We start from the raw sequence: 25,085 nt of genomic DNA, 5'->3' as shown, positions 1-25,085 counted from the left end.
CCTCGAAATCGCCTTGAGTGATAAGGTAACCGACCATGACCCGCAAGCCATCAAGACCGACTGCCGTGGCGCGCAAGGGTGACCATGACGTGGTCCTGCTCTCCGGCGGCAACCCGCAGATCCCGAAAGGGCATGGCGACGCGCCGGTGCAGGCCTACATCGCCGCGCTCCAGGACTGGAAGCAAGCCGTCGTGCGGCGCATGGATGCGCTGATCGTCGAGGCCGTGCCCGACGTGCGCAAGGCCGTGAAATGGAACTCGCCGCTGTATGGCGTCGACGGCACGACCTGGTTCCTCGGCCTCCATGTGATGACGCGCTATGTGAAGGTCGCGTTCTTCAACGGCAAGTCGTTGGACCCGATGCCGCCCGTCGATTCGAAGACCGCCCACGCCCGTTATCTGCATGTGAGCGAGCAGGAGCCGCTCGATGAGGCGGCCTTCGTCGCCTGGGTGAAAGCGGCCAGCGCGATCCCCGGCGAGAAGATGTGAGTGGACTGAACCGCTGAACCTGCTGGGCCTGCTGATGCGTGTCGCTCAGCTCGCGGCGCGCCAGTCGAGCAGATCCTCGTAGGTCGCGCCGGCGCCGCCGCAGAGGATCACCAGCACGTTCCTGGCGTCCCGCAGCGCGGGTACCTCCCGCTTGAGCGTCGCCGCGACCGCGGCCCCGCACGCGGGTTCGACGATCAGCCGGTGTTCCTTCGCCACGTCGAGGCAGGCCTGCACCGCTTCCGCATCGGTCACCGTCGTGGCGACGACCGGATGCTGCTTCGTCCACGCGAAGGCCCGCTCGCTCACCCGACGAGCCCCCAGCGAGGTGGCGAGGCTCGTGATCGCGTCGAGCGTCACCAGCTCGCCCGCGGCGATCGCCGCTTTCAGCGAATCGGCTCCGAAGGTTTCCGCCGCCACCAGGGGCACGTCCTGCCACCCGACCGCGTGCATGCCCTGCAGCACGCCGCTCATCAGCCCGCCGCCGCCGACCGAGAGCACCACCGCGTCCGGCTTCGGGCCTTGCGTGGCAGCCTCCGCGATCATCGTCGCGTGCCCGTCCCACAGCAGCGGATCGTCGAACGGGTGGATGAAGGCGTCGGTGGGCTGGCGCAGCGACATCAGGTGGTCGTTGGCTTCCATCCAGCTCTTGCCGTGGACGACGACCTCGGCGCCCTGGCGGCGGATCAGCGTCTTGGGCCACTCGCGCGTGGTCTCCGGCACGACCACGACGACCGGCAGTCCGAGCCGGCGCCCCGCATAGGCGACCGCGATCCCCGCATTGCCGCCCGAGGACGACAACAGCCGCGTCGCACCGCGCGACGCATGGACTTCGCAGGCGTGGCCGATGCCGCGCAGCTTGAACGAGCCGCAGGGCTGGAGGGCTTCGAGCTTCAACCAGACGCGCTGGTCGGGGGTACTGAAGGCATCGGACTCGACGGTCGGCGTGGTGATGTGGATGGCCATGCGGGAATCGTAGCCTGAGGTGGCCCGGGGGCCGCCAGCCGCTACCATCCAGCGCACATGAATGCTCTCTTCGAACGATCCTGGCAGCGTGCCTGGTCCAGCATTGTCGGCGCAGGCGCAGGCGCAGGCGCAGGCGCAGGCGCAGGCGCAGGCGCAGGCGCAGGCGCAGGCGCCGGTGAACGCGACGGGCACGCGCTGCGCGACGACCTGCTCGCGCGCTACGCGGAGCCGCAACGCAAGTACCACACCCGTCAGCATCTCGAGGAATGCCTCGCGCTCTTCGACGAGGTCGGCGCGCTGGCCGTCCATCCCGCCGAGGTCGAGATGGCGCTCTGGTTCCACGACGCGATCTACGACGTGAAGGGCTCGGGCAACGAGGAACGCAGCGCCGAGTGGGCGCAGGAGGCGCTGCTCGCCGCCGGCGCGGAGCGCGACGTCGCCGATCGTGTCCGGCGACTGGTGCTGGTGACGAAACACGACGGCGTGCCGGCCAGCGTGGACGAGCAGGTGCTGGTCGACATCGACCTGGCCATCCTCGGCGCCGGCCGCCCGCGCTTCGACGAGTACGAGCGCCAGATCCGCGATGAATACGCGTACGTGTCGGGTTTCCTGTTCCGTCGCAAGCGCAGGCAGATCCTCAGGACCTTCCTGGAGCGGCCGGTGCTGTACAGCACGCCCGCGCTGCGCGAACGGCTGGACGCGCGCGCCCGGGAGAACCTGCGGCGCGCGATCGGCTGATCAACGCGACGCGGCCACGACCGCCTGCGGCACGTTGCGGAAACTGATGGCCAGCCGGTTGTACGTGTTCATGAGGCCGATCGCGATCGTGAGGTCGACGAGCTCCTTCTCGCCGAACACCGCGACGGCGGCGGCGTAGTCGGCATCGGGCACGCCGGTCGTCGCGACGCGCGTGACCGACTCGGCCCAGGCCAGCGCCGCGCGCTCGTGGGCGTCGAACAGCGCGCCGCCTTCCTGCCAGGCCTGCACCAGGGCGAGCTTCTCGACGGGCACGCCCTTCTTGAGCAGGTCGCGGGTGTGCATGTCCAGGCAGTACGCGCAGTTGTTGATCTGCGAGACACGCAGGAACACGAGGTCGACGAGCGCCGGCGGCAGGCCGCTCTGGGCGACGTAGGCGTAGACACCGCCGAGCGCCTTCACGCCGGCGGGAGAGATCTGGCTGTAGTCGAGACGTTGGGTCATGGGGGGCTCCTTGGGATCGATGACTGGATTCTTCTCCCGCCGTGGTGCAAAGTGGAGTCCCAAGAATCGCAAGAATTGCTGTACCACGATGAGCCCACCGTTGAGCCCGCCGTCAAGCCCGCCGCTGAGCCTTCCGCTCGACAAGTCCTCCGCCGTCCCGCTGGCGGACCAGATCCATCGGGGCATCGCGACGGCCATCGAGCAGCAGGTGCTCCTGCCCGGCATGCGATTGCCGTCCTGGATCGACCTGGCGGCGCAGTTGGGCGTGGCGCGCGGCACGGTGCGCGTGGCCTATGAGAAGCTGGCCGCCGCGCAGATGATCGAGGCGTCCCGCGCCGCCGGGACGCGAGTCGCGGAGCGGCCCGCCGCCTCACGTCGCGGCGAGGCGGCCCTCGACCCCGGCCCCTTCATCGCGATGTACCGCGAATTGACGGCCGGGCCGGGGATCTTCCAGCCCGGCATTCCGTCGCGCGACAACCTGCCGTCCAAGCTGATGCATCGTCTTCGCGCGCGGGCGCTGCTGGCGGAGACGACCGGCGCGGCGCTGTATCCCGACCCCCGCGGCGAGCTGGCGCTGCGGCGCGAGATCGTCGCTTACCTCGCGGTCGCGCGCGGCGTGGTCTGTTCGCCGGACCAGGTGCTGGTCACCGGCGGGTACGCGGCGGGGCTGGGGATCACGCTGCGCGTGCTCGGGCTCGACGGCGGGTCGGCATGGATGGAGGAGCCCGGCTTCTTCTTCACGCGGCACGCGCTCCTGGTCGGCAGGCTGACGCCGGTCCCGGTGCCCGTGGACGAACAGGGGATCGATGTGGAGGCCGGCTGGCAGCGCGCGCCGGACGCGGCGCTCGCCGTCGTCACGCCGGGGCAACAGGCGCCGCTGGGGGTGACGATGTCGCTGCAGCGCCGGCTGCGCCTGCTCGACTGGGCCGCCAGCACCGGCGGCTGGATCGTCGAGGACGACTATCTGAGCGAGCTGCAACTGCAGGGGCGCGCCGCCCCGGCGCTCGCGTCGCTGGACCGGCACGGGCGAGTGATCCACATCGGCTCCTTCAGCAAGACGATCGATCCGCGGCTGCGGCTCGGGTTCGTCGTCGTGCCGGCGGCGATGGTGTCGCGCTTCGCGGAGGCGGTCGCCTGCCTGGCGCCGCCGCCGGGGCCGGCCACACAACAGGCGATCGCGGCGTTCATGCGCGACGGGCACTACCTGCGCCATCTGCGACGCACCAAGCGGCTGTACCTGGCGCAGCGCGACGGTCTGCTGAAGCGCTTGCACGAGCGGGGCCTGGAGACCCTGCCAGCGGCCCTGGCGGTGCTGGTCCGCACACCGTCGGGGGTTTCGGACCTCGCGATCGCGCGGGACCTGTTCGCCTACGGCATCTCGCCGGCGCCGCTGTCGGTCTGGTTTGCCGAAGCGGGGCGGGCGCAATCGGGGCTGATGCTCAGCGTCGCGACGGCGCCGCAGTCGCAAGTCGCGCGCGCCTGCGACCGCCTGCAGGAGGTGATCGCCCGGCACGCGCCGCGCTGAAGGCGCCCTGGCGGCAGAAGTCGCCAGCGCTGCGATGCGAATACCGATCCGGCGCCAACGCTGTGGCCGATGCCGGCAACACGTCATCCCGGGAGGAACGACCCTTGCCACAAGGGCGGCTCCACTCCGACCTTGACGGGACTGCCATGGACCTCCACCACCGCCCGCCGCGCGACCTCTGCGTGGGCACCGCTTCCGGACTGCTCGGCGGCCTGATCGGCGCCGCCGCGATGACCGCCTTCCAGGCGGGCCTGGCGCGAGTCGGCATCACCTCGGGGGTGCGCGGCATGCCGTCGACCGAACGTGCCGCCGATCGTCTCGCGGCATTCACCGGCCGCCGTCTGCCGTCCCGCGAGCGCCCTGTCGCCGGCGAAGCCGTCCACTACGGGATGGGATCGCTGGTCGGCGGCCTGTACGGCGCGGCGGCCGAACTCGATCCCCGCGTGACCTGCGGGCGCGGCACCGTGTTCGGCGTGGCGGCGGCGACCGTCGTCGACGAGACGCTCGTGCCCGCGTTCCGCTTCGGCGACCCGGTCACGCGGGCGCCGCTGCCATCGCATCCGTACTCGTATGCCTCGCACCTGGTCTACGGCGCCTTCACCGAGTCGGCCCGCCAGCTGTTCCGCCGCTTCTTCGGCCGGGTGCGCGCGGGGGCGCAGGTCGTGCGCGAGGCGAGGGCGCAGGGCGTGCCGGTCGTCGCGGTCAAGCCGGCCGATTCCCGGCGCACGCTGCTGATGGCCTTCCTGCTCGGCAGCACCGCCGGTCCACGGACCAGCGCGCCGCTCACCGTCGCGAGCTGGGCCGCCAAGCTCGGCTGGATCGACGTGAAGGACTCGCCGCTGGCCTTCCTGGCGTCGACGCACGCGGTGGCGGTCACCACGCCGATGGCGATCGGGGAACTCATCATCGACAAGCTGCCGTCGACCCCCGACCGCACCGACCCGCCGGGGCTCGCGGCGCGTGCCGTCAGCGGGGCGATCTCGGGCGCGGCGCTGGCGGGCGGACGCTCCTGGCCGGCCGCCCTCGCGGGTGCGATGGGCGCCGTCCTCGCCACCTATGCGGGGTACACGCTGCGCGAGAAGCTGTCCGACGCACTCGGCCACGACTTCCCGGTCGCGGCCGTCGAGGACCTGATCGCCTTCGGCGGCGCGACGATGGTGTGCCTGGCGCAGGTGGGCAGCAGTGAGGAGGCGACGTCCTCATCGGCGGGCACGGCGGCGGCTCATGATGACGCCTACGACGACGCGCTCTCGGCGCTGGGCTGGCCGCACAGCTGAAGCGCTGCGCCATCCGTCCCCGCGGGGCGCGCAGGAGATGGTCGACGTGGCAGCGCGTCAAGCCATCAGGTCAGGTCTATCTGATCAGGGTGACGATCATCGCCACGCAGAGCGCCATCGCGCCGAGGTAAAGCCCCCAGCCGCTCAGGCGGCGGCGACGGAGAAGACGCTCGTCGCGCTCGTCGCGAAGGAATTCCTCGTCGTCGCCTCGCGCCAGCAACGCGCCCGCCGCATAGAGCCCCGCGGCGATCACCGCCGCCGCGATCAGGTTGCGGCCTTCGCTCATGTCGTCGCTGACATCGAGCCAGACCGCCGACGCCACGCCGGTCATCACGACGAGACTGACCGCGCGCCAGCGGTCCAGCCGGCTGACGGCCGGATCGAAGCGCGGCTGTCGCAGCCGATCGCCGTCCGGCTCGGCGGTGGTCGACGTGCCCGGCGGCGACCAGCCGGGCGACTTGAACAGCACGCGGATCCGGTCCGCCCAGCGCGGCGTGGCGCGGGCGCGGTCGAACAGTTCGCCGTAGAACTGGCCCACCGCCTTCAGCGGGTTCCAGCTGTGCAGCGGCTTGACCGTGCCGTAGACGCAGGGCTCGGTCTCCTCGGCGAAGGTGCCGAACATCCGGTCCCAGATCACGAGCACCGCGCCGTAGTTCCTGTCCAGGTAGCCCGGATTCACCGCATGGTGGACGCGGTGGTTGGACGGCGTCGAGAACACCCGGTCCAGCCAGCCCAGTCGCCCGATGTGCTCGGTGTGGATCCAGAACTGGTACAGCAGCACGAACAGCCCCGCCGCGACGTACTGCTCCAGCGGCAGGCCCAGCAGCGCCATCGGCAGGAAGAACGGCCAGCCCATCACCGCGTAGAAGCTCTCCTGGCGCAGCGCGGTCGTCAGGTTGAAGTGCTCGCTCTGGTGATGCACGGTGTGGGCCGCCCAGAAGAGGGCGCTCTCATGGCTGACGCGGTGCAGCCAGTAGTCGCAGAAGTCGTAGACCACGATCGCCGCCACCCAGCCCCACCAGCCGTCCCAGGCCGTGGTCGGAACGAGCGCCAGATGCGGCTGCAGCCACGCGTACATGCCGTTCTGGAACAGCGGCGTGATCGCGGCGACCGCCAGGCTCATCAGGCCCTGGCTCAGGCTGCTGAGCGAGTCGGACAGCCCGTACGTGTCGCGCCCCTTCAGCCGTCCCCACAGCCATTCGAGGGCAATCAGGAGTCCGAACAGCGGGACGGCGATGAGGAGGACACGGTGCATGAAGGACGGCCGGGAAGGAGAGGGTCAGGACTTGCCTGCTCAGAACCGATACCAGAGGCTGGCGCTGAAGGTCTGCTGGGTCTTGGCGGTCGTCAGCGGGGACCGCGACGCGTCGCCCACCAGCCGCGCATTCAGCCATTGGCCGCTGACGGACCAGTGCTCGGAGAACTTGTGCTCGCCGCTGAGGGCGATGCTCCAGTCCATCAGGCCGGCGCGCGGACGCCATTCGGGCAGGCCGCTCGCGCGGGATTCGCCGGGACCGATGCCGTAGCTGCTGCGCAGGTGCGCGCCATTGGCCGCCGTGGCCCCCAGCGTGATGGCGATGAGGTCGTCGCCGACCGGGATGCCGGAGGTCAGGCCCAGCTCGAGCTGCTCGCCGTCATGCCGTCGGCCGCTGCCCCACGAGAAGCCCGACTGCAGCATGAGCCAGGAGGTCGCCTGGACGTTCGCGAACGCTTCCGTCGTGACGCGCGAGCCCAGCCGGTCGATGCCCTGGGGCGTGACCCGCGACGGCCGTCCGAACTGCGGCCACAGCCGGGCGCCGACCTGCCAGACCGAGGCCGTGGCGGCATCGGCCAGCACGGGCACGAGGTTCCAGCCGATGCCGAGGTCGGTGGAGACGAAGGCGCCTTCGGGCGTCAGCACTTCCAGGGCCGGCAGCAGGTCATTGCTGCGCGCGCGGCTGCCGGGCGCGGAGGGCCAACTGCGCGTCGACGCGCCACCGGACCAGCTCGTCTGCGCCGGCGGCGCGTCCATCAGCACCAGGCTGCCCGCCGCCCAGACCGGTACCGCACCGCCCGCCAGGCCGGCGCAGAGGAGCGGGATGAAAGACCGTGCGGCGCCGCGGGCCGCGGCGGGGCGGCGCGTGCGAGGCAGGGGGAGGGGCGGATGGACAGCGCGGCGCATGGGGACGGAAGCTGCCGGAATTCTAGGGAGCGGGGTCCGCCGCGACCTTGCAGGAATCTGTCGGTCCGCACTCCGAGTGCCGTGCGGAGTACGTTTGCAACTCCCACCAGATGGGGGATAGCGCATGCACCTGGGGCCCTATAAATAGGGATGGCGGGTGACAACGTTGCCGATCTATATCGGCAACATGTCGTCACAAGTGTTTCAGGCATCCCCCCTCAGGGTTCCCCCTGAAGAGGGGGCGACGCAAGTGACCATCGGCCTATTATCCGGGCCTTCTCCGGCGTGCAGTGAGGGGTAGCGACGACCGAGCCGGAGACCCATCGGTCAGTCGAAAAAATGGGAGGCCCTATGGAAACAGTGTCCGTTGCCCGCACGTTCGAGGCGGCTGGAAGTGGTGGCTATGCGATGCCGGCGGTGAAACGCCGGGTACTGCTGGTCGACGACCATGAACTGGTGAGGGCGGGGATCCGCACCCTGTACCAGTCGCTGGATGAGATCGACATCGAGTGGGTGGAGGCGGCGTCGCTGCAGGAAGGTCTGCAGGCGTACGCCGGAGGAGGCGCGGTCGACGCCGTGCTGCTGGATCTGAACCTGGGGGACTGCAAGGGCCTGCAAGGGCTGCGGCAGTTCATGGAGGCCTATCCCGAGGCCCGCGTCGTCGTCTTCAGCGGCACGCAGGATGAATTCGTGGTCCGTCAGGCGCGGGCGCTGGGCGCCGTGGGCTACCTGCCCAAGGGCGCGCTGATGGCCGAGATGCGCAGCACGCTGCGTGCGCTGCTGGCCGAGGGCCAGCGCCACCGACAGTCGCAGTCGGGCACCTTGTTCCCGCGCTTCCCGTCGTCCGCGATGTACGACCGCGTGGCCGAGCTCGGCCCGCGCCACCTGGAGATCCTCGAACTGGTGCTGTCCGGTTGCAGCAACCAGGAGATCAGCAACTCGACGCAGCTGTCGCTGGGCACGGTGAAGAACTACGTCTCCTCGCTGCTGCTGGCGCTGGACGTCAAGTCGCGCTCGCACATGATCAGCCTCTTCCGCTGACGAGGTGGCCACGGTCCACCGAGGCGATCCGCGGGGCGATCACCGGGGCGAGGAACAAGCCCCCGACACCACCTTTCCGCCGACCGAGATCTTCATCGACTCGCCGGACGTCCCCGACGTGCCGGCGAGCGCCGTTTCTGGCGTGCCGTCCGGCGCTGCATCGAACGGCGGCCCCGCTGCGTCCGGCGCGGAGCGTTCAGTCGCCCCGTCGGCGTCCGGCACGCCAACGGCGCCGGGCCCGCGTCCGGGTGAGGCCGGTCCCGGCCCGTCCACGCCGTCGGGCGCGGGCGCTCCGCCGCCTGCCGACGGCATGGGCGCCCGGCCGAAGCGGTCGCGCCGTCCGCCGCGACCGAGCCTCTTCGTGGCGGTCGCCGGCGCGGTCCCGGAGAACGACGAGTCCGTCCAGGAAGGACGCCGCCGCGAACGGCGGGCGATCGCGCGCCGGCTGCAGGATGCGGGCTTCGACGAAGCCTGGAGCCATTGGCCCTGGCTGCTGACGGCGGTCGCCGTGCCGCTGGTCTCGGCGCTGCTGCGCGGCATGCCCGCGACGGGCCTGGTGGTCTGGGTCTTCGGCGTCATCGCGCTGGCGGTGGGCTGTGTCTTCACCGCGCGGTCGCTCTCCCACCGCGGGTCCCGGGTCGACAGCAGCCGCATGGCCTTCTCCGACCGCGAGGGCCGGCGCCTGCTCTACCTCCAGGCCGCGGGCTGCCTCGCGCTGCTGAGCCTGCACCCGTGGCTGGCCGAATCGCCGGGCGCGCGCGGCTTGCTGACCGGACCGCTGCTGGCGGCCACGGCGGCGGTGGTCGGCGTGCTGCTCGCGCCGATGGGGCGCTGGTCGGCCGTGATCGCGGTGCTGCCGGCGTCCGAGGGCCTGGCGCGGCTGTTCGATCCCGCCGCGCGGCCGGGGGCCGGTCCGGTGTGGTTCCTCGCCGCGGCGGTGGTCGGCGGGCTGGCCCTGCTCGAACACCATCGCTGGCAGCGGGCCAAGCGTCTGCTGATGGAGCAGGACCTGCACGTCAGCACGCTCGAACAGGACCGTGACGGCGCCATCCGGGCCGACCAGGAGAAGAGCCGTTTCCTTGCGATCGCGAGCCACGACCTGCGCCAGCCGGTGCATGCGCTGGGGCTCTTCGCCGCAAGCCTGGAGCGCCGCCTGCAAGGCACGGAGGAAGAGCCGCTGATCCGCAACGTGATGCGCTCGATCGAAGGCCTGGAGCGTTCCTTCAACGCGATGCTCGACATCTCCCGGCTGGACGCCGGCACGGTCGAGCCCAACCTCCAGCACTTCCCGCTGCGCGACCTGTTCCGGCGCCTGCACATGCACTACGCCGGCCAGGCGGAGGGGGCGGGGCTGGGGCTGCGCTTCTCGCCGGGCGGCAAGTCCGTCACCAGCGATCCGCAGCTGCTGGAGCGCATCCTGGGCAACCTGATCCAGAACGCGATCAAGTACACGGAGGAGGGCGGCGTGGTGGTGGTCGCGCGGTCGACCTCGACCCACCTGAACCTCGAGGTCTGGGACACCGGCATCGGCATCAAGTCCAGCGACCTGCCGCGCATCTTCGCGGAGTTCTACCAAGTGGGCCAGAGCGAGCGCAGCCGCACGCAGGGCCTGGGCATGGGGCTGGCGATCGTCAAGCGGCTGGCGCACCTGCTGGGGTACCGGCTGATGGTGGCCTCGCGGCCGGGTCGGGGGACGATGTTCCGGCTCAGCATCCCGCTGGGCGGGCTGCCCGAGATCCCGGAGTTCACGACGGCGGCCGACACCGTGCCGATGCCGGTCATGGAGCCGCGCTCCGTGCTTGTCATCGACGATGAGGAGCCGATCCGCATCGGCCTGCAGCTGCTGCTGGAGGAATGGGGTTATGAGTCCATCATCGCCGCCACCGCGGCCGAGGCGGCGGAAGCGGTGCGCGCGCGGGCCGAGCCGCCGGACCTGATCCTGTCGGACCTGCACCTGGGCGACGGGCCGGACGGCATCGCTGCGATCCGCGCGGTGCGTGAGCTCTGCCGCACCGAGGTGCCGGCGATCCTGGTCACCGGCGACACCAGCCGCGAGGAACTGCGCCGTGCCACCGAAAGCGGCCACACGGTGCTCTTCAAGCCCCTGCAGCCGCGCAAGCTCTTCAACGCCCTGCGCGGCATGGTCTCCTGACGCAAGACCTGCCCCCATCCCGACATCGACGAGACATGGACGTCGCATGTTCCCGCGTCAAGCGCAGGGACGCTGTCAGCGAGCGCGAGTGGGGCCGGAATGAGGCTTGGGGTCCCTGGAGGGGTGCCCCATGCCTCGTGGAGAGCCCGCGCCTGGCCAACCGGGGGCGACATCCGCGCGAGGTGCGCCCGGTGGGGCCTACAGTAACGAGCCCTTCACGCCGTTCCACGATGACCACGATCTCTGACTCCTTGACGCCACGCCGCCTGACTTCGGCTGCCTGGGCGCTGCGCATCCAGTTCTTCGTGTCTGGGGCGTTGTTTGCGACCTGGGGTGTGCATGTGCCGACGGTGAAGGCGAATTACGGTCTGGGCGAGCAGTCGCTGGCGATTGCGATGCTGGCCTCGGGTGTTGGCGCGTTGCTGGCGTTGACGCAGGCGGGGCGCGTCGTGGCGCGATTCGGGCCTCGGGGCGTGGCGGGGCTGACCGGCGTCCTGTGTGCTGCCGGCGTCTCGATGCTGATCGCGCCCAGCGTGTACCTCGGGCTTGTCCTGCTGCTGATGCTTTTCGGCGCGACGGCCAGTCTCTTCGACGTCGCCATCAATGCTGAAGCGACCGAGATCGAACACCTGGCCGGCCGCCCGCTGATGAGCGGTTTCCATGCGATGTTCAGCCTCGGCGGCATGGTTGGCGCGGGTGTGGGCAGCCTGCTGCCGTTGCTGGGCTGGACGCCGCAGACGCATCTGCTGGTGGCCTGCGGCACGGGCATGGTGCTGATCCTGGGCGCCTGCGCCGCGATGCTGAAGATGAAGACCGATGCCGGCGAGTCACAGCCGCTGAGCCTGCCGCGCGGCGTGCTCGCGCTGATCGGCACGCTGGCGGCGCTGGGTCTGATCGCCGAAGGCGCGATGTACGACTGGAGCGTGCTGTTCATGAAGCAGGAGCGCGCCAGCGACGCCAGCCTGTCGGCGCTCGGTTATGCGAGCTTCAGCCTGGCCATGGCGCTGGGGCGTTTCGGCGGGGACTGGGTGCGGGCGCGCGTCGCGCCGGTGCCCTTGATGGTCGCGAGCGGGTTGCTCGCCGCTGCGGGCATGGCGACCGCGCTGCTGGTGCCGATCGCATCGGCGGGACTGCTGGGCTTCGCGCTGGTCGGGCTGGGCCTGTCGAACGTCGTGCCCGTGCTGTTCAGCGCGGCGTCGAAGGTGCCCGGCGTCAGCGCCGCGCACGGCATCGCGGCGGTCTCGTCGCTGGGCTACCTGGGCATGATGGCCGGCCCGCCGCTGATCGGCATGATCGCGGAACACACCTCGCTGACGGCCGGTCTGTCCTGCGTCGTCTTCTTCGCGCTGTTCATGGCCGCCAGCGCGCAACGCGCGTTGGGCGGCACGGCCCGAACGACCGCGCCCGCGGCCGCCGATTGACCTCGCGCTCCGAGACCGCCTCGGACCGGCTGCGAGAGGCCGGACAACCCGTGCCAGGTGTGTAGGCGAACGCCCGACACGGGCATCGGGCGATCACCGAGGCGACGATGCGCCGTTGGCCTCGTGTCGCCGAACGCCATCGTCCCTACAGTTGATCCTGACAACGGAATTCGAGCTTCCGTTGTCCATGCTTCTCTCTCGCATGGTCCGCCTTTTCCCTCTGCAGGCGGACGAACTTTCGGCCCCGGTCTCACGACCGGGGCCTTTTCTTTTTTGGGATCCAGCCCGCCACGGCCACGGCCGTCGCGTCCGGCGCGGCGCGTCTGCGCTGACCTTGCCTAAGATGCGTGCCCATGAACAGCACGACTTCGACGCCGCGCCTTCGTATCGAATGGCGCGGCAGGGCCACCGACATCGAATACACCTGGGTGAATGGCGGGGTCGACGACGCAGCCGATGCCTCAGCAAGCGCCGCGCCGGTGATGGTCTTCCTGCACGAGGGCCTGGGCTCGATCGCCATGTGGCGGGACTTTCCGGCGCGCCTGTGCACGGCGATCGGCATGCGCGGCCTCGTGTACTCGAGGCCCGGCTACGGGCGCTCGACGATGCGCGCGCCGGACGATCGCTGGGGCGTCGACTACCTGCATCGCCAGGCGCATGAGGTGCTGCCCGCCGTGCTTGCGGCATTGGGCGTGACGTCGCCGCCCTGGCTGTTCGGGCACAGCGACGGCGGCTCGATCGCGCTGCTGCATGCGGCGAAGCTGCCGACGGCGGGGGCAGTCGTTGCCGCGCCGCACATCGTCGTCGAAGAGCTCTCCCTCGACGGCATCCGCAAGACCGTCGAGGTTTACCAGGCGGGCCCGTTGCGCGAGCGCCTGGCGCGCTTCCATGACGATCCGGACTCGCCCTTCGGCGGATGGAGCAGCACGTGGCTGAGCGCCGCCTTCCGCGACTGGTCGATCGTCGAGGAGATCCGCGCGATCCCCTGTCCGGTGCTCGCGATGCAGGGCGTCGACGACGAGTACGGCACGCTCGAGCAGATCCGCGGCATCGCGCGCGAAGTCCCCCAGACGCGTCTCTTCGAGATTCCCGCCTGCGGCCACTCGCCGCACAAGGACAAGCCCGCCGAAGTGATCAACGAAGTCAGCGACTGGTTGGGGACGGTGGTCCTTGGGGTTCCGGCCCTTGCGGCCGGGGCCCCATGGTCCAGCGGCCGACGCCCGAACGACGGCAGGTAGGCGGCCTCAGACCGTCAGCAACCCCATCGTCATCGCCTTCAACGTCGCCGCGGCCCGCGTGCTGCATTCGAGCTTGCGAAACGCGCTTTCCAGATGCGTCCGCACGGTCGCCGGGCTGATGCCCAGCACCTTCGCCGCTTCCTTGTTGCTTTCGCCGATGGCGATGCGGCCGAGCACCTCGGTCTCGCGCGCGGAGAGCGTGATCGCTCCGGGCGAGGAGGGCGGTGCGGCAATGCGGCGCCGTTCCGCGCCGCAGACGGCGTCGGCCGCTTGCGGGTCGAGGCGTCCGGCGGCCACTTCCTTGCCCATGGCGACGCGAGCCGCGTCGGTGTCGAGGGCTGGCGCTCCCGGGCGCGGTGTCCGCACGGTCACCCACGCGGCCGCCGCGGCCAGCACCCGTGCGGGCATCGGAATCGCGGCGCCTGCCGCGCTGCGGAACGCACCGGAGCCATCCATGCGTTCGTCGACATAGGACGCGAGCTCCGCTTCGGCGTGCAGCGCGGTCAGGCGCCGCGCCGCGCGTCCGGTCCAGTACGGCATCAGGCGAAGCTTCTCGCGGTCGGCCTCGCCGAGCCGGCGGCCTTCGCTCCAGATCGCGTTCGGCACCGACGCGCGGCCGATGCCGTGCAGCAGCCCCGCGCGATGGAGCCGCTCCTGCGCCGCGGCGTCGAAGCCGAGCACCGCGCCCGCCTCGCGGGCCGCATCGGCCACGCGGCGTGACAGGCCGGTCATCCACGGCAGCTTGAGGTCGATGACGTCCGCGACCAGTTCGAGCGGTGTGTCGAGGGCGGCCAGCGCGGCATCCAGGTCGGCGGCCTCGTGGCGCGGGGCGCTGCCATGCCCGCTTTCCTGTGTGCTGCTTCCCTGCGCCCCGCCTTCATGCGCGCCGGCCTCCAACGCAACCATCCACGCCTGCGCGTTCCTCGTCACCAGGTCCACCAGCGCTTTCGGATACTTCGCCTCCGAGCGCTCGCCGATGTAGCGCAGGGCCGCGGGCACGCCGTGCACGCGCGAGAAGATCTCCAGATCCCCCGCCAGCGCCACATGGAAGACGACGGCCGGGATTTCGTCGCCGCGCAGTCCGGCGGGTTTGCCGTGACCGTTCCAGGTCTCGAAGAGATGGCGCATCGCGCGCTCGATGTTGGCGGGCAGACCCAGCAGCCGGGCGATCTCGCCCGCGACCTCGCAGTGGATGAGCGCCGCCTCGCCAAGCGTGCCGGCCAGCGCCGACGCTGCTTCGGCCGATCCGTTGGAGAGCATCGCGTCGCGCCCGCCGACGTCGTCGCCCATCAGCACCGAGAATTCCGGCGCGTTGGCCGTGCAGCCGGACCATCGCAGCAGCGCCACGCAGGCGGCGTGGCCGGGCGCCTCGTCGGCATCGCGACCGAGCGCGAGGCCCTCGGCGCGGGCCGCCGCGGCGATGCGCGCGGCGAGCCACGCCGTCCGCGTCGAATGGTCGACCGGCTGGCCCATGCTGAGGTCGCCCACGAATGCGAGCGCGCGCACGGCGTCGAGCACCGGTACGCGCGAGGCCGCCGGGCCCGCCGTCGTGGCGGAGGGCGCGGAGGAAGTCGAGGGGATCGGAAGGAGCGGGGAGGAAGAGTCGGTCACGGCGTCCCAGGGGCAAGGTCGAGCGCGCCGCGGGCACCGCGCCATGGGTGCCCGCGGCCGGCGCGGACCTTACCGGGATTGCCGGACCGCGTCCAGGATGACCTTGGCGACCGCTTCCGGCTGGGACTGCTGCGGCACGTGCGAGCTGTCGACCTTCGTCACCTTCGCGCCGGCGCGCTGCGCCATCGCGGCCTGCGCCTCGGGCGCGATCATGTGGTCGGCGGTGGCCAGCAGGTAGTACGAGGGCTTGGTCTTCCACGCCGCGGCGGACACCGTCTGCTCGAAGGCCTTGGCCTGGATCGGGCCTTGCGTCGCCGTCATCACGGCGGTCGTCGCGGCGGGCAGGTCCTGCGCGAAGTGGTTCTTCATGCCTTCGGCAGTCAGGCTGAGCCAGCCTTGCGCGTCGGCCTTGAAGTGGGCCGAGCCGGACGGCGTCGGGAAGCCCTTGCCCTGTTCCGCCGTGTTCTGGCCGACGTTGGGTGCGAACGCGGCCACGTAGACCAGCGAGGCGACCTTGTCCGAGGTGCCGGCTTCGGTGATCACCGTGCCGCCCCACGAATGGCCGACCAGCACGACCTTGCCCGGCTGGGCATCGATCGCGCGGCGCGCGGCGGCGACGTCGTCGGCCAGCGAGCTGAGCGGGTTCTGCACCGCGGTGACCTGCACGCCTTCGCGCTGCAGCAGCGGGATGACCTTGGCCCAGTCGGAGCCGTCGGCGAAGGCACCGTGGACGATGACGACCGAGGGCTGGGCCGAGGCTGCCGGCGTGGCGGCCAGTGCGGCGGTCGACAGTCCGGCCGAGGCGGCGAAGGCGCTGGCGGCAACGGCGGTGGCGATGAGGCGGCGGGTGATGTTCATGGTCTGGCTCCTGGTGGTTGGGAGGGTGGCGGGACAGGGCTCTACTGTCGCGATTGACGCCCCGCACCGGTATCGGACGAATGTCCGAGGGACAGACCGCCGGAACGACGGAGGCGGTCGACCCTGTGACACGCAGGGGACAGCGCCGCCTTGCCCATCGGTATTTACGCTGAGGCCGCCACAGTCCCTGCGGGCGATGTCGTCATGGCGTCAAGCGCCCATCGCCCTGCGTGGGTGGAGCTCGCCACCGTTGAGCGACCGGCCCGCGGGGCCATGCCTTCCCGCATCCCCAATGCGGATGCGTTTGCGCGGCGTTTGCGTCCCGCCGCGGGGGCGCCTCCCGGCAAGTCCTGACCCCGCCCCCTGCGCGGCGACTGCCTCCAAAGGGTGATCCCTTAGGGAAAGAACCACCCCCGCACCGAGGGGGAAACGCGGCCCGACCCCCTCGTGCTCTCCGTGACAAGAGTCACAGAATCGACACGCCCGAAGGTCGTCCTCCCGCCGGCCATCAGCAGTCAAGACGGCGCCCCGCATCACGGTGCGCCGTCGTCCAAGTCCAGGTGGACATCCCACCTTCATCCTGAAAAGGACGCAGCAATGTTCAAGAAGACCTGTCTGGCCCTGGCGCTCGTCGGCGCCGCGGCCGCGGCCCACGCGGGGCCCACCCTCATCAACGAGGGCTTCGACGACGTCACCGCACTCCCTGGCTGGATCATTTCCAACCAGGGCACGCCGGGCGGAACGACCCAGCCGTGGGTGCAGGGCGATCAACAGATCTTCACCGCGCTGAGCGGTGCGGCCAATTCCTACATCTCCTCCAACTACAACAACGCGCCCGCCGGCGGCACGTTGTCGAGCTGGCTGGTCAGCCCCGTGTTCTCGACCGCCGAGAACCTGGAAGTGTCCTTCTGGGCGCGCGGCGACATCCAGCCCGGCTTCTTCGACCAGTTGACCTACGGCCTGGTGAATGCCGCGGGCGTCTTCAGCAGCTTCGTGCCGCAGGCGACGGTGACGGTGGCGGGCGCATGGACCCAGTACAGCTTCCTGCTGGCGGGTCAGGGCGCCGGTTCCACCTCGCGCTTCGCGATCCAGTATTTCGGTGACGCGGACAGCGCGAACTACGTCGGCGTCGACAACGTCAGCGTCAACGTGCCCGAGCCGTCGACCTGGGCGCTGGCCGGCGTGAGCCTGCTGGGCCTGGTGGCCGCGCGCCGCCGCCGCGCACAGTCTTGAGCCGCGTTTCGAGTCATCGGAACCTCCGAGTCATCTCCGCAAGGACAACGACCATGATCACCCGCATTTCCCTGGGCCTGGCGATCGCCGCGGCCCTGCCGCTGGCGGCGCAGGCTCACGAAGCCGCCGCTCCGGCATCGCTGCCCGTGGCCGACGCGGCCGCCATCGCGGCTGCCGACACCAACCAGATCGTCATCGTGCGCGACGCCGATACCGGCCGCCTGCGTCCGGCGACCCCCGAGGAGCACAACGCCCTCAAGGCGCTGCCCGCCAACGCCAACGCCCGGGCGCGCGTCGCCTCGCGCGCGGCCGCGATGACGCCGCTGCTCAAGCAGCATCGCAGCGGCGCTGTGGGTGTCCGCCTGACCGACGACATGGTGAGCCAGTCCGTCATGGTGCGCGGCGCCGACGGCAAGCTCATCGAAGCCTGCTTCGCCAGCAAGGAGGAGGCCGAGGCCTTCATGAAGAACGGCGGCGCGGTCGCCAAGTCGGCCCTGCCCACGGAGTAAGCCATGCAGACATCCTTCAAGAAGACCGTCCTTCGCACGGCCCTGCTGGCCGCGCTGTGCGGCGCCGGCGTCGCGCAGGCCGCCACCATCGTCATCCAGAGCCGTGACCCCGCGGGCGTCGGCTTCAACGACACCACGCCGGTCGCGCCCGTCGGCGGCAACCCCAAGACCACGTTGGGCGAGCAGCGCATGTACGTCTACCGCTACGTGGCGGACGTGTGGGAAAAGGCGCTCGACAGCGACGTCACGATCACCGTGAACGCGGGCTGGGAAGCGCTGACCTGCACCTCGTCGCAGGCGGTGCTCGGCAGCGCCGGCGCCTGGAACATCTGGCACGACTTCCCCGGCGGCACGCCCGGCACCTGGTACCCGCAGGCGCTGGCCAACAAGCTGGCCGGCGAGAACCTGAGCGCGGATCAGCCTGCCGGCCCGTCCGGCTACGACAACGTCGACATCAAGACCCAGTTCAACATCAACCTCGGCAAGACGGGTTGCCTGGACGGCTCGCCGTTCTACCTGGGGCTGGACGGCAACTTCGGCACCGGCGTGAACTTCGTCGAAACGCTGCTGCATGAACTGGGCCACGGCCTGGGCTTCTCGGTGCTGACGGTCTACACCGGCTCGGTGGCGTCCGCGGTGGGCTACCGCCTGAATGCGGACGGCACCGCCTACGTCGCCAACGGTGGACTGCCCAGCGTCTGGGAGCAGTACATGTATGACAACACGGCAGGCAAGAGCTGGCTGACGATGACCAGCGCCGAGCGCCGTGTGTCGGCGGTCAACCCGCTGGGTCTGGCGTGGACCGGTCCGAACGTGCTGGCAGGCGCCGGCATGCTGTCGGCCACGCCGGTGCTGAAGGTCGCGTCCTCGGCGCCGGGCCAGTCCGGTCAGTATGCGTATGGCACGGCCTCCTTCGGTCCGGCGGTCAGCAGCGGTCTGACGCTGGGCGCGCTGGCGACGGTGTCGGCGGATGCGGTCAACGGCGCGGGTTGCCTCCCGTTCAGCCCGGCCGACACCACGGCGGTGGCGGGCAAGGTGGCGATCATCGATCGCGGCACCTGCGGCTTCGCGGTCAAGGCCAAGAACGCGCAGAACGCAGGCGCGATCGGCGTGATCATCGCCAACAACGCGGCCGGCGCGGCGCCGGGCCTGGGCGGTGCGGACCCGACGGTGGTGATCCCGACGGTCAGCGTGTCGCAGGCCGACGGCGTCAAGCTGCGCGCGGCAATCATCGCGTCGGTGCCGTACGGTACCCGCGGCAAACCGGGCCTGGCGACCTCGTCGTTGTCCACCGATCCGAGCAAGCGTGCCGGCGCTGACGTGCTGGGTCGCCCGCTGCTGTACACGCCGAACCCGATCGCCTCGGGCTCGTCCGTGTCGCACTGGGATGTGTCGGCCTCGCCGAACCTGCTGATGGAGCCGAACATCAGCCCCGACCTGGGCCTGATCCTGGTGCCGCCGAAGGACCTGACCAAGCCGCTGCTGAAGGATCTGGGCTGGTAATCTGCCCTTGTCCTGACGCCGGACCGGCCACCGACCGTCGAGTGGGTGGCCGGCGCGGTAGGATCCCCCTCGAAAGCCTGGTGCGCGAGCGCCAGGCTTTTTTCTTGCAAGTGGCCGCCCGAAGTGGGCTTCGATTCGCTCGAAGGTCGTCAGCAGGCGCGGAGATGTCGCTCAAACGGGCGATGAAATCCGCCATGCGGACGTTTGAGCGGGGTGAAGGGGGCGGCTGGTTGCGTCTTCAAACAGGCGGGTGGTCAGGACTGACTGATAATCGCCGGCCCCGGCTAGCCGGACCCTGGTTTTTTACTGGAAGCATTGATGAACAAGAGTGAACTGATCGAAGGCATCGCCACCAAGGCTGGCGTGACCCGTGCCGTGGCCGCGACCGCCCTGGACGCGACCCTGGAAACCATCACCGAAGCGCTGGCCGCTGGCGACCAGATCGCCCTGGTGGGCTTCGGCACCTTCAAGGTGAGCGACCGTGCCGCGCGCACCGGCAAGAACCCCGCCACCGGCGAAGCGCTGGACATCCCGGCCTCGAAGGTCGCGAAGTTCACCGCCGGCAAGGCGCTGAAGGATGCGGTGAACAAGTAAGCCTCCCGGCTTCTTGTCACTCAGGCGGCGCCCGCTCCTGCGCAAGCAGGGCGGGCGTTGTCGTTTGTGGTTCAGCCCTCGCGGAAGAACTTCAGCGCCGCAAGATCCGGAAACGCCGTCGGCCTTTTCGCCTGAGCGGCCGCGAATGCCTCCATCAGGTTCTTGTTCTGCCAGATCGCCGCCTGCAGCCAGCCCATCTGCTGGAGGCTGTCCTTGACGCCGTGATCGCGGGCGTAGTGGATCGCCTGCTTGCTGCCCCAGATCGCGACGGGCGGCTTCTGCGCGATCTCGCGCGCGCACTGCAGCGCGGCCTCGACGCAGTCCGCCTGCGTCGCGAAGACATCGTTCACCAGGCCCACCGCCTGCGCCCGCGCCGCGGGCATGCGACGTCCCGTGTAGGCCAGCTCCTTGACCACCCCCAGCGGCACCAGCTTCGGCAGCCGTTGCAGCGTGCCCAGGTCCGCGACCATGCCGATGTTGATCTCCTGGATGCAGAAGAACGCGTCGGTCTCCGCATAGCGGATGTCGCAGGCCGCGACCAGGTCCACCGCGCCGCCGATGCAGCCACCGTGGATTGCCGCGATCGTCGGCACGCGCAGGTCGTCGAGCTGGTTGAACGCCCGTTGCATGTCCGCCAGCAGATCGACGATCGCCGCGCGGCCTTCGGCGCTGCGGTCGTCGAGCTGGATGCCGCCGTTCTGGAAGACCTCCAGCGACATCCCCGCGCTGAAGTGCTTGCCCGTCGACGAGATCACCAGTGCTCGCAGCGTCGGGCTGCGATGCAACTGCTCGAGCACCGCTTCCAGCTCGCGCCACAGCTGCGGCGACATCGTGTTCATCGCATCGGGCCGGTTCAGCACCAGGTGGCCGACGCCGGCTTCTTCGGTCAGGGTGAGGCAGTCCATTCGAGTCTCCTGTTGTCGTTCCGATCGTTTTCGGCGTCCCGGTCTTCGTGGTGAAGCGGGCCGGGGATCGGACGATGCTAGCGGGAGACCGATGGACGCCGCGTCAAGGACGCGACGCCCGATGCCGATTGGAGAGCGCTCTCAAGCGCCGACCAGTTCCTCCGCCGGGCCGAAGAACTCGTAGCGGAGTTGCCCCGCCGGCACGCCCAGCGAGCGTCCCGCCCGGTACACCGCCTGCATGAACGGCTTCGGGCCGAGCAGGTACAGGTCGACGTCGCGATCCTCGGGCAGGTGGCGCGCGAGCAGCGCATCGGTGACGTAGCCGACCTCATGCGGTTCGTCGCCGTCGCGCGGCGCGTCGTAGACGTAGAGCGCCTCGACGTTCTCGTGCGCGGCGGCGAGCACATCCACGCGCTCCCGGAACGCATGCACGCCGCCGTGACGCGCCGCATGGATGAAGCGGATCGACCGCCCGCTGGCCGCGGCCGATTCCAGCATCGCCATCGCCGGCGTGATGCCCACGCCGCCCGTGACCAGCACCAGCGGTCGCGTGGCCTCGGCGTCGAGCGTGAACTCGCCCGCCGGCGCCTGCACGGAGAGGCGGGTGCCGACCTCGGCCGTGTCATGCATCCAGCTGGACACCAGCCCGCCGTCCTCGCGCTTGATGCTGACGCGGTACCAGGGCTTGCCCGGCGCGTCCGACAGCGAGTAGTTCCGCCGCACCGTCCTGCCGTCGATGGTCAGCACCAGGGTCAGGTATTGCCCCGGATGGAAAGGCGGCAGCGGCTGGCCGTCGACCGGCTCCAGGTAGAACGAGGTGATCAGCTCGCTCTCGCGTTCCTTGCGCGCCACGACCATCTCGCGCTGTCCGCGCCAGCCGCCCGGCAGCGCGGCCGTGGCGGCGTAGACCTGCTCCTCGGCGTCGATCAGCAGTTGCGCCAGGGCGCCGTAGGCCTCGGCCCACGCGTCGATGATCTCGTCGGTGGCGACGTCCGCGCCCAGCACCTCGCGGATCGCGCCCAGCAGGCATTGACCGACGATCGGGTAGTGCGCGGGCTGCACGCCCAGCGCCACGTGCTTCTGGATGATGCGGGGCAGGGCAGGGGCGAGTTCATGCACGCGGTCGATGTGGCTCGCGTAGGCCAGCACCGCGCCGGCCAGCGCGCGCGCCTGCGTGCCTTCGGCCTGGTGCGCCTCGTTGAAGAAGGCCTTCAGCTCAGGATGATCGGTCAGCATCACGCGGTAGAAGTGCCGCGTGATGTCCTCGCCGCGCGACTTCAGCAGCGGCACCGTGGCCTGGATCAGGGCGATGGTCTGGGGCTTGAACATGAGCTTCTCTACTCCGGATTCGTTGAGGATGACTTCCTCTATTCACGATCCATGCCAGCGCGATTCAACTTTCAAAGTCATCGATAACCCATTGATATACAAATGGCTCAATGACCCTGATGTTGAATCGGTGTCGAAATGACCGAAGATGCGTCCATGTCCAATTGACAACATGCAGGTCGAAGTGACTCCAGATTCCCGCTACCGCCAGCTGCTCGCCGCCGTGCGCGGCCTCGTTCGATGCGACGCCGCCGCGCTGCTGCGGCTGCTGCCCGACGAGGGCGCTCCGGTGCTGCAGCCCGTGGCCGTCGACGGACTGGCGGAAGAGGCCCTCGGCCGGCGCTTTCCGGCCGCGGCGCATCCGCGTCTGGCGCGCCTGCTGGAGAGCGGCCACGGCCTGCGCTTCCCGTCGGATGCCGGTCTGCCCGATCCCTACGACGGGCTGCTGGAACACCAACAGGAGCTCGAGGCCGTGCACGACTGCATGGGCGCGCCCTTGCGCGTCGACGGACGGATCTGGGGCCTCGTCACGCTGGATGCGCTGGATCCCCACGCGTTCGACGGCGTCGACGACGGCCGCCTGCAAGGCATCGTGCGATTGCTCGAGGCCGGCGTCGTCGCCGAGGAAACCATCGCCGAGATGGCGCGTCGCGCCGAGCAGGAACAGGCCCTGGCCCGCGCCGCGTCACGCGGCGGATCGCGCGAGCTGCTCGGCCGCAGCGCCGCGATGGTCCGGCTGCGCGAGGAGATCGACACCGTCGCCGGCTCCGACCTCACCGTGCTGATCCTCGGCGAGACCGGTGTCGGCAAGGAACTGGTTGCGGAGCGGCTGCATGCGCGCTCGCCGCGGCGCGATCGACCGCTGGTGCAGATCAACTGCGCGGCGCTGCCGGAGACGCTCGCGGACAGCGAGCTCTTCGGCCACAAACGCGGCGCGTTCACCGGCGCGGTCGCGGATCGCCGCGGCAAGTTCGAGCTGGCCGACGGCGGCACGCTGCTGCTGGACGAGGTCGGCGAGCTGCCGCTGCCGGTGCAGGCCAAGCTGCTGCGCGTGCTGCAGAGCGGCGACGTGCAGCGGCCCGGCAGCGATCGGGTGCAGAAGGTCGACGTCCGCGTGATCGCGGCGACCAATCGTGACCTGCGCGAGGAAGTCGCGCGGGGCCGCTTCCGTGCCGATCTGTATCACCGGATGTCGGTCTACCCGCTGCGCGTGCCGCCGCTGCGCGAGCGCGGCCGCGACGTGCTGGCGCTCGCCGGCGGCTTCCTGGAGGAGAACCAGCATCGCCTCGGCGCGCGCAACCTGCGCCTGTCGCCGGCGGCCTCGCAGGCGCTGCTGGCCTACGACTGGCCGGGCAACGTGCGCGAGCTGGAGCACCTCATCAGCCGCGCGGCGCTGCGCGCCTTGTCGTCGGCCACAGGGGCCGGGCGAGGCGGGCGATGGATCGCGATCGAGCCGGAGCATCTCGGATTGAGCTTCGCTCCAGGCCCGGGCCAGGGCCTGGGACCGAATCCCGGCGTTGGCGTCGGCGTCGGATCGGTCATTCCTGCTCCCGGCGCCGGGGTCGGGGAGGCATCCGGTATGCCCCTGTCAGAGACTGCCGCCACGCAGCCGGTAATCGCTGCCGGTCCCGGGCTGCGCGAGGCGACGGACCGCTTCCAGCGCCAATGGATCGAGGACGCGCTGCGACGTCACGACGGTGCCATGGCCGCCGCGGCGCGGGACGCCGGCATGGATCGGAGCAACTTCCTGAGACTGCTGAAACGGCTCGGCGTGCACGCGCCGTCGCGATAGCGTCGTCCGCCCGGGGCGGTCAGGACTCACGGTACAGTGGGACGGACAAGGGACGACATGACGGCTGACAGGCGAGAGGACGATCAGATACCCGGCGAGGCCGACGACGTCAGGCGTCTGCAGCAGGCCGGTGACGCGGTCTACCGCCGCCTGGTCGAGGGCGTGCTCGACTACGCCATCTTCCTGCTGACGCCCGCGGGCCGCATCGCCACCTGGAATGCCGGCGCGCAGCGCATCAAGGCTTACGCGGCCGACGAGGTCATCGGCCGCCACTTCTCGATCTTCTACACGCCCCCGGACATCGACCGCGGCTGGCCCGCGGAGGAACTCAAGCTGGCCCGCGCGCATGGCCACTTCGAGGATGAAGGCTGGCGCGTGCGCAAGGACGGCTCGACCTTCTGGGCCAACGTGGTGATCACCGCGATCATGAATCCGGACGGCGAGCTGCTCGGTTATGCCAAGGTCACCCGCGATCTCACGGCCCGCATGCAGCAGGAGGCCGAACGTCTGCGCATGGTCGAACTCGTCGACGAAAGCCGGCGGATGACCGAGTTCATCGCGATGCTCTCGCACGAGATCCGCAACCCGCTCGCGCCCATCATGAACGTGCTGTCGATCATGGGCCGCGAGGCGCTCAGTCCGCGCGGCGAGTGGTGCCTGTCGGTCGCCAACAAGCAGGTGCGTCAGATCAACCGGCTGGTCGAGGATCTGCTCGACGTCAGCCGCGTCACGACCGGCAAGGTGCGCTTGAGCGTCCAGCCGCTGGAGCTCGGCGTCGTCGTCGATGAAGCCGTCGAAGGCATGCGGCCGGCGGCGGACGCACGCGGGCATCTGCTCCACGCGACGCTGCCCGGCGAGCCGATGCGCCTGAACGGCGACCGCACGCGGCTGATCCAGCTGGTGTCCAACCTGCTCAACAACTCGATCAAGTTCACGCCGGCGGGCGGGCGCATCGACCTGAGCCTGCGCCGCGAGGAGGACGTTGCCGTGCTGACCGTGTCGGACAACGGCATCGGCATGACCGAGGACACGCTGAGCCACGCCTTCGAGCCGTTCTCGCAAGGCGAGGACCACGCGCGCGGGCACGGGGTGCACGGCGCGCAGGGTGTGCAGGGCGGGCTGGGCGTCGGGTTGGCCCTGGTGCGCAGCATCGCGGAACTGCACGGCGGCATCGCCGTCGCGAGCAGCGCGGGGACCGGGCAGGGGAGCTCGGTGACGGTCCGGCTGCCGTTGCGCGGTGGCGAGCGGCCCCAGCATCACGCGTGACTTCAGGGCTTGCCCAGGT

At 70.3% G+C, this 25,085-nt stretch carries 22 protein-coding genes; 14 read left to right on the top strand and 8 right to left on the bottom strand.

Annotated features, from left to right (window positions below; translation table 11 throughout):
* Nucleotides 1-35 precede the first annotated feature (35 nt).
* Nucleotides 36-488 carry a DUF1801 domain-containing protein gene (locus AC1VNM_RS08110; protein WP_483106528.1) on the top strand — a complete coding sequence of 151 codons (453 nt, stop codon included), beginning with the start codon at nucleotides 36-38 and terminating at the stop codon, nucleotides 486-488.
* A 45-nt stretch (nucleotides 489-533) separates the two neighbouring features.
* Here AC1VNM_RS08110 and AC1VNM_RS08105 read toward each other — a convergent pair whose 3' ends face one another.
* Nucleotides 534-1,451 carry a pyridoxal-phosphate dependent enzyme gene (locus tag AC1VNM_RS08105; protein WP_483106527.1) on the bottom strand — a complete coding sequence of 306 codons (918 nt, stop codon included), beginning with the start codon at nucleotides 1,449-1,451 and terminating at the stop codon, nucleotides 534-536.
* Between the two features lie 57 nt (nucleotides 1,452-1,508).
* On the opposite strand from AC1VNM_RS08105, the gene AC1VNM_RS08100 reads away from it, so the two are divergent.
* Complete coding sequence (locus tag AC1VNM_RS08100) at nucleotides 1,509-2,189, top strand: HD domain-containing protein (protein ID WP_483106526.1); 681 nt, start codon at nucleotides 1,509-1,511, stop codon at nucleotides 2,187-2,189.
* Here AC1VNM_RS08100 and AC1VNM_RS08095 read toward each other — a convergent pair whose 3' ends face one another.
* Nucleotides 2,190-2,651 carry a carboxymuconolactone decarboxylase family protein gene (locus AC1VNM_RS08095; protein WP_377154920.1) on the bottom strand — a complete coding sequence of 154 codons (462 nt, stop codon included), beginning with the start codon at nucleotides 2,649-2,651 and terminating at the stop codon, nucleotides 2,190-2,192.
* A gap of 88 nt (nucleotides 2,652-2,739) precedes the next feature.
* On the opposite strand from AC1VNM_RS08095, the gene pdxR reads away from it, so the two are divergent.
* Together pdxR and AC1VNM_RS08085 are read left to right on the top strand one after the other, a co-directional pair.
* On the top strand, nucleotides 2,740-4,176 hold the full coding sequence (pdxR, locus tag AC1VNM_RS08090) for a MocR-like pyridoxine biosynthesis transcription factor PdxR (RefSeq protein WP_483106525.1): 1,437 nt from the start codon (nucleotides 2,740-2,742) through the stop codon (nucleotides 4,174-4,176).
* A 146-nt stretch (nucleotides 4,177-4,322) separates the two neighbouring features.
* Nucleotides 4,323-5,453, top strand: a complete 1,131-nt coding sequence (locus tag AC1VNM_RS08085) for a DUF4126 family protein (protein ID WP_483106524.1) — start codon at nucleotides 4,323-4,325, stop codon at nucleotides 5,451-5,453.
* A gap of 76 nt (nucleotides 5,454-5,529) precedes the next feature.
* Here the strand turns inward: AC1VNM_RS08085 and AC1VNM_RS08080 are convergent, their stop codons facing one another.
* Entirely contained in the window at nucleotides 5,530-6,708 is a 1,179-nt protein-coding gene (locus AC1VNM_RS08080) for a sterol desaturase family protein (protein WP_483106523.1), read from the bottom strand.
* 39 nt (nucleotides 6,709-6,747) lie between these two features.
* The gene (locus AC1VNM_RS08075) at nucleotides 6,748-7,614 is read right to left on the bottom strand and encodes a MipA/OmpV family protein (protein WP_483106522.1); all 867 of its coding nucleotides are present in this window, start codon (nucleotides 7,612-7,614) and stop codon (nucleotides 6,748-6,750) included.
* Nucleotides 7,615-7,965: 351 nt separating this feature from the next.
* Here AC1VNM_RS08075 and AC1VNM_RS08070 point away from each other — a divergent pair, with 351 nt between their 5' ends.
* The 4 genes from AC1VNM_RS08070 (at nucleotide 7,966) to AC1VNM_RS08055 (ending at nucleotide 13,466) form a co-directional block, all read left to right on the top strand.
* Nucleotides 7,966-8,655, top strand: a complete 690-nt coding sequence (locus AC1VNM_RS08070; protein ID WP_483106521.1) for a response regulator — start codon at nucleotides 7,966-7,968, stop codon at nucleotides 8,653-8,655.
* A gap of 4 nt (nucleotides 8,656-8,659) precedes the next feature.
* Nucleotides 8,660-10,807 (top strand): ATP-binding response regulator, encoded by a 2,148-nt coding sequence (locus AC1VNM_RS08065; protein WP_483106520.1) that lies wholly within the window; start codon nucleotides 8,660-8,662, stop codon nucleotides 10,805-10,807.
* Nucleotides 10,808-11,058: 251 nt separating this feature from the next.
* Complete coding sequence (locus tag AC1VNM_RS08060) at nucleotides 11,059-12,228, top strand: MFS transporter (RefSeq protein ID WP_483106519.1); 1,170 nt, start codon at nucleotides 11,059-11,061, stop codon at nucleotides 12,226-12,228.
* A 353-nt stretch (nucleotides 12,229-12,581) separates the two neighbouring features.
* Entirely contained in the window at nucleotides 12,582-13,466 is an 885-nt protein-coding gene (locus tag AC1VNM_RS08055) for an alpha/beta fold hydrolase (RefSeq protein ID WP_483106518.1), read from the top strand.
* A 6-nt stretch (nucleotides 13,467-13,472) separates the two neighbouring features.
* On the opposite strand, the gene AC1VNM_RS08050 is transcribed toward AC1VNM_RS08055, so the two are convergent.
* Complete coding sequence (locus tag AC1VNM_RS08050) at nucleotides 13,473-15,077, bottom strand: HD domain-containing phosphohydrolase (RefSeq protein WP_483106517.1); 1,605 nt, start codon at nucleotides 15,075-15,077, stop codon at nucleotides 13,473-13,475.
* 69 nt (nucleotides 15,078-15,146) lie between these two features.
* The gene (locus AC1VNM_RS08045) at nucleotides 15,147-15,935 is read right to left on the bottom strand and encodes an alpha/beta hydrolase (RefSeq protein WP_483106516.1); all 789 of its coding nucleotides are present in this window, start codon (nucleotides 15,933-15,935) and stop codon (nucleotides 15,147-15,149) included.
* Nucleotides 15,936-16,532: 597 nt separating this feature from the next.
* Between AC1VNM_RS08045 and AC1VNM_RS08040 the strand changes: the two genes are divergently transcribed.
* From AC1VNM_RS08040 to AC1VNM_RS08025, 4 genes are all read left to right on the top strand, one after another.
* A complete protein-coding gene (locus tag AC1VNM_RS08040; RefSeq protein WP_377154932.1) occupies nucleotides 16,533-17,168 on the top strand; it encodes a choice-of-anchor J domain-containing protein in 636 nt (211 codons plus the stop codon).
* 53 nt (nucleotides 17,169-17,221) lie between these two features.
* Entirely contained in the window at nucleotides 17,222-17,677 is a 456-nt protein-coding gene (locus AC1VNM_RS08035) for a post-PEP-CTERM-1 domain-containing protein (protein ID WP_377154933.1), read from the top strand.
* A 3-nt stretch (nucleotides 17,678-17,680) separates the two neighbouring features.
* Entirely contained in the window at nucleotides 17,681-19,180 is a 1,500-nt protein-coding gene (locus tag AC1VNM_RS08030) for a PA domain-containing protein (protein WP_483106515.1), read from the top strand.
* Between the two features lie 318 nt (nucleotides 19,181-19,498).
* A complete protein-coding gene (locus AC1VNM_RS08025) occupies nucleotides 19,499-19,774 on the top strand; it encodes an HU family DNA-binding protein (RefSeq protein ID WP_297524037.1) in 276 nt (91 codons plus the stop codon).
* Between the two features lie 71 nt (nucleotides 19,775-19,845).
* On the opposite strand, the gene AC1VNM_RS08020 is transcribed toward AC1VNM_RS08025, so the two are convergent.
* Together AC1VNM_RS08020 and hmpA are read right to left on the bottom strand one after the other, a co-directional pair.
* A complete protein-coding gene (locus AC1VNM_RS08020) occupies nucleotides 19,846-20,679 on the bottom strand; it encodes an enoyl-CoA hydratase-related protein (RefSeq protein WP_483106514.1) in 834 nt (277 codons plus the stop codon).
* A gap of 141 nt (nucleotides 20,680-20,820) precedes the next feature.
* Nucleotides 20,821-22,008: an NO-inducible flavohemoprotein gene (gene hmpA / locus AC1VNM_RS08015; RefSeq protein WP_483106513.1), complete on the bottom strand. Its 1,188-nt coding sequence runs from the start codon at nucleotides 22,006-22,008 to the stop codon at nucleotides 20,821-20,823.
* Nucleotides 22,009-22,156: 148 nt separating this feature from the next.
* Here hmpA and norR point away from each other — a divergent pair, with 148 nt between their 5' ends.
* Both norR and AC1VNM_RS08005 read left to right on the top strand, forming a co-directional pair.
* Entirely contained in the window at nucleotides 22,157-23,800 is a 1,644-nt protein-coding gene (norR, locus tag AC1VNM_RS08010) for a nitric oxide reductase transcriptional regulator NorR (RefSeq protein WP_483106512.1), read from the top strand.
* A 57-nt stretch (nucleotides 23,801-23,857) separates the two neighbouring features.
* Nucleotides 23,858-25,066 carry a PAS domain-containing sensor histidine kinase gene (locus AC1VNM_RS08005; RefSeq protein ID WP_377154939.1) on the top strand — a complete coding sequence of 403 codons (1,209 nt, stop codon included), beginning with the start codon at nucleotides 23,858-23,860 and terminating at the stop codon, nucleotides 25,064-25,066.
* Nucleotides 25,067-25,085: the final 19 nt, after the last annotated feature.

Source organism: Mitsuaria sp. MSU3D, from assembly GCF_056867975.1.
The sequence above is the reverse complement of the archived record's forward strand: the minus strand, read 5'-3'. Positions and strand labels throughout refer to the sequence as shown.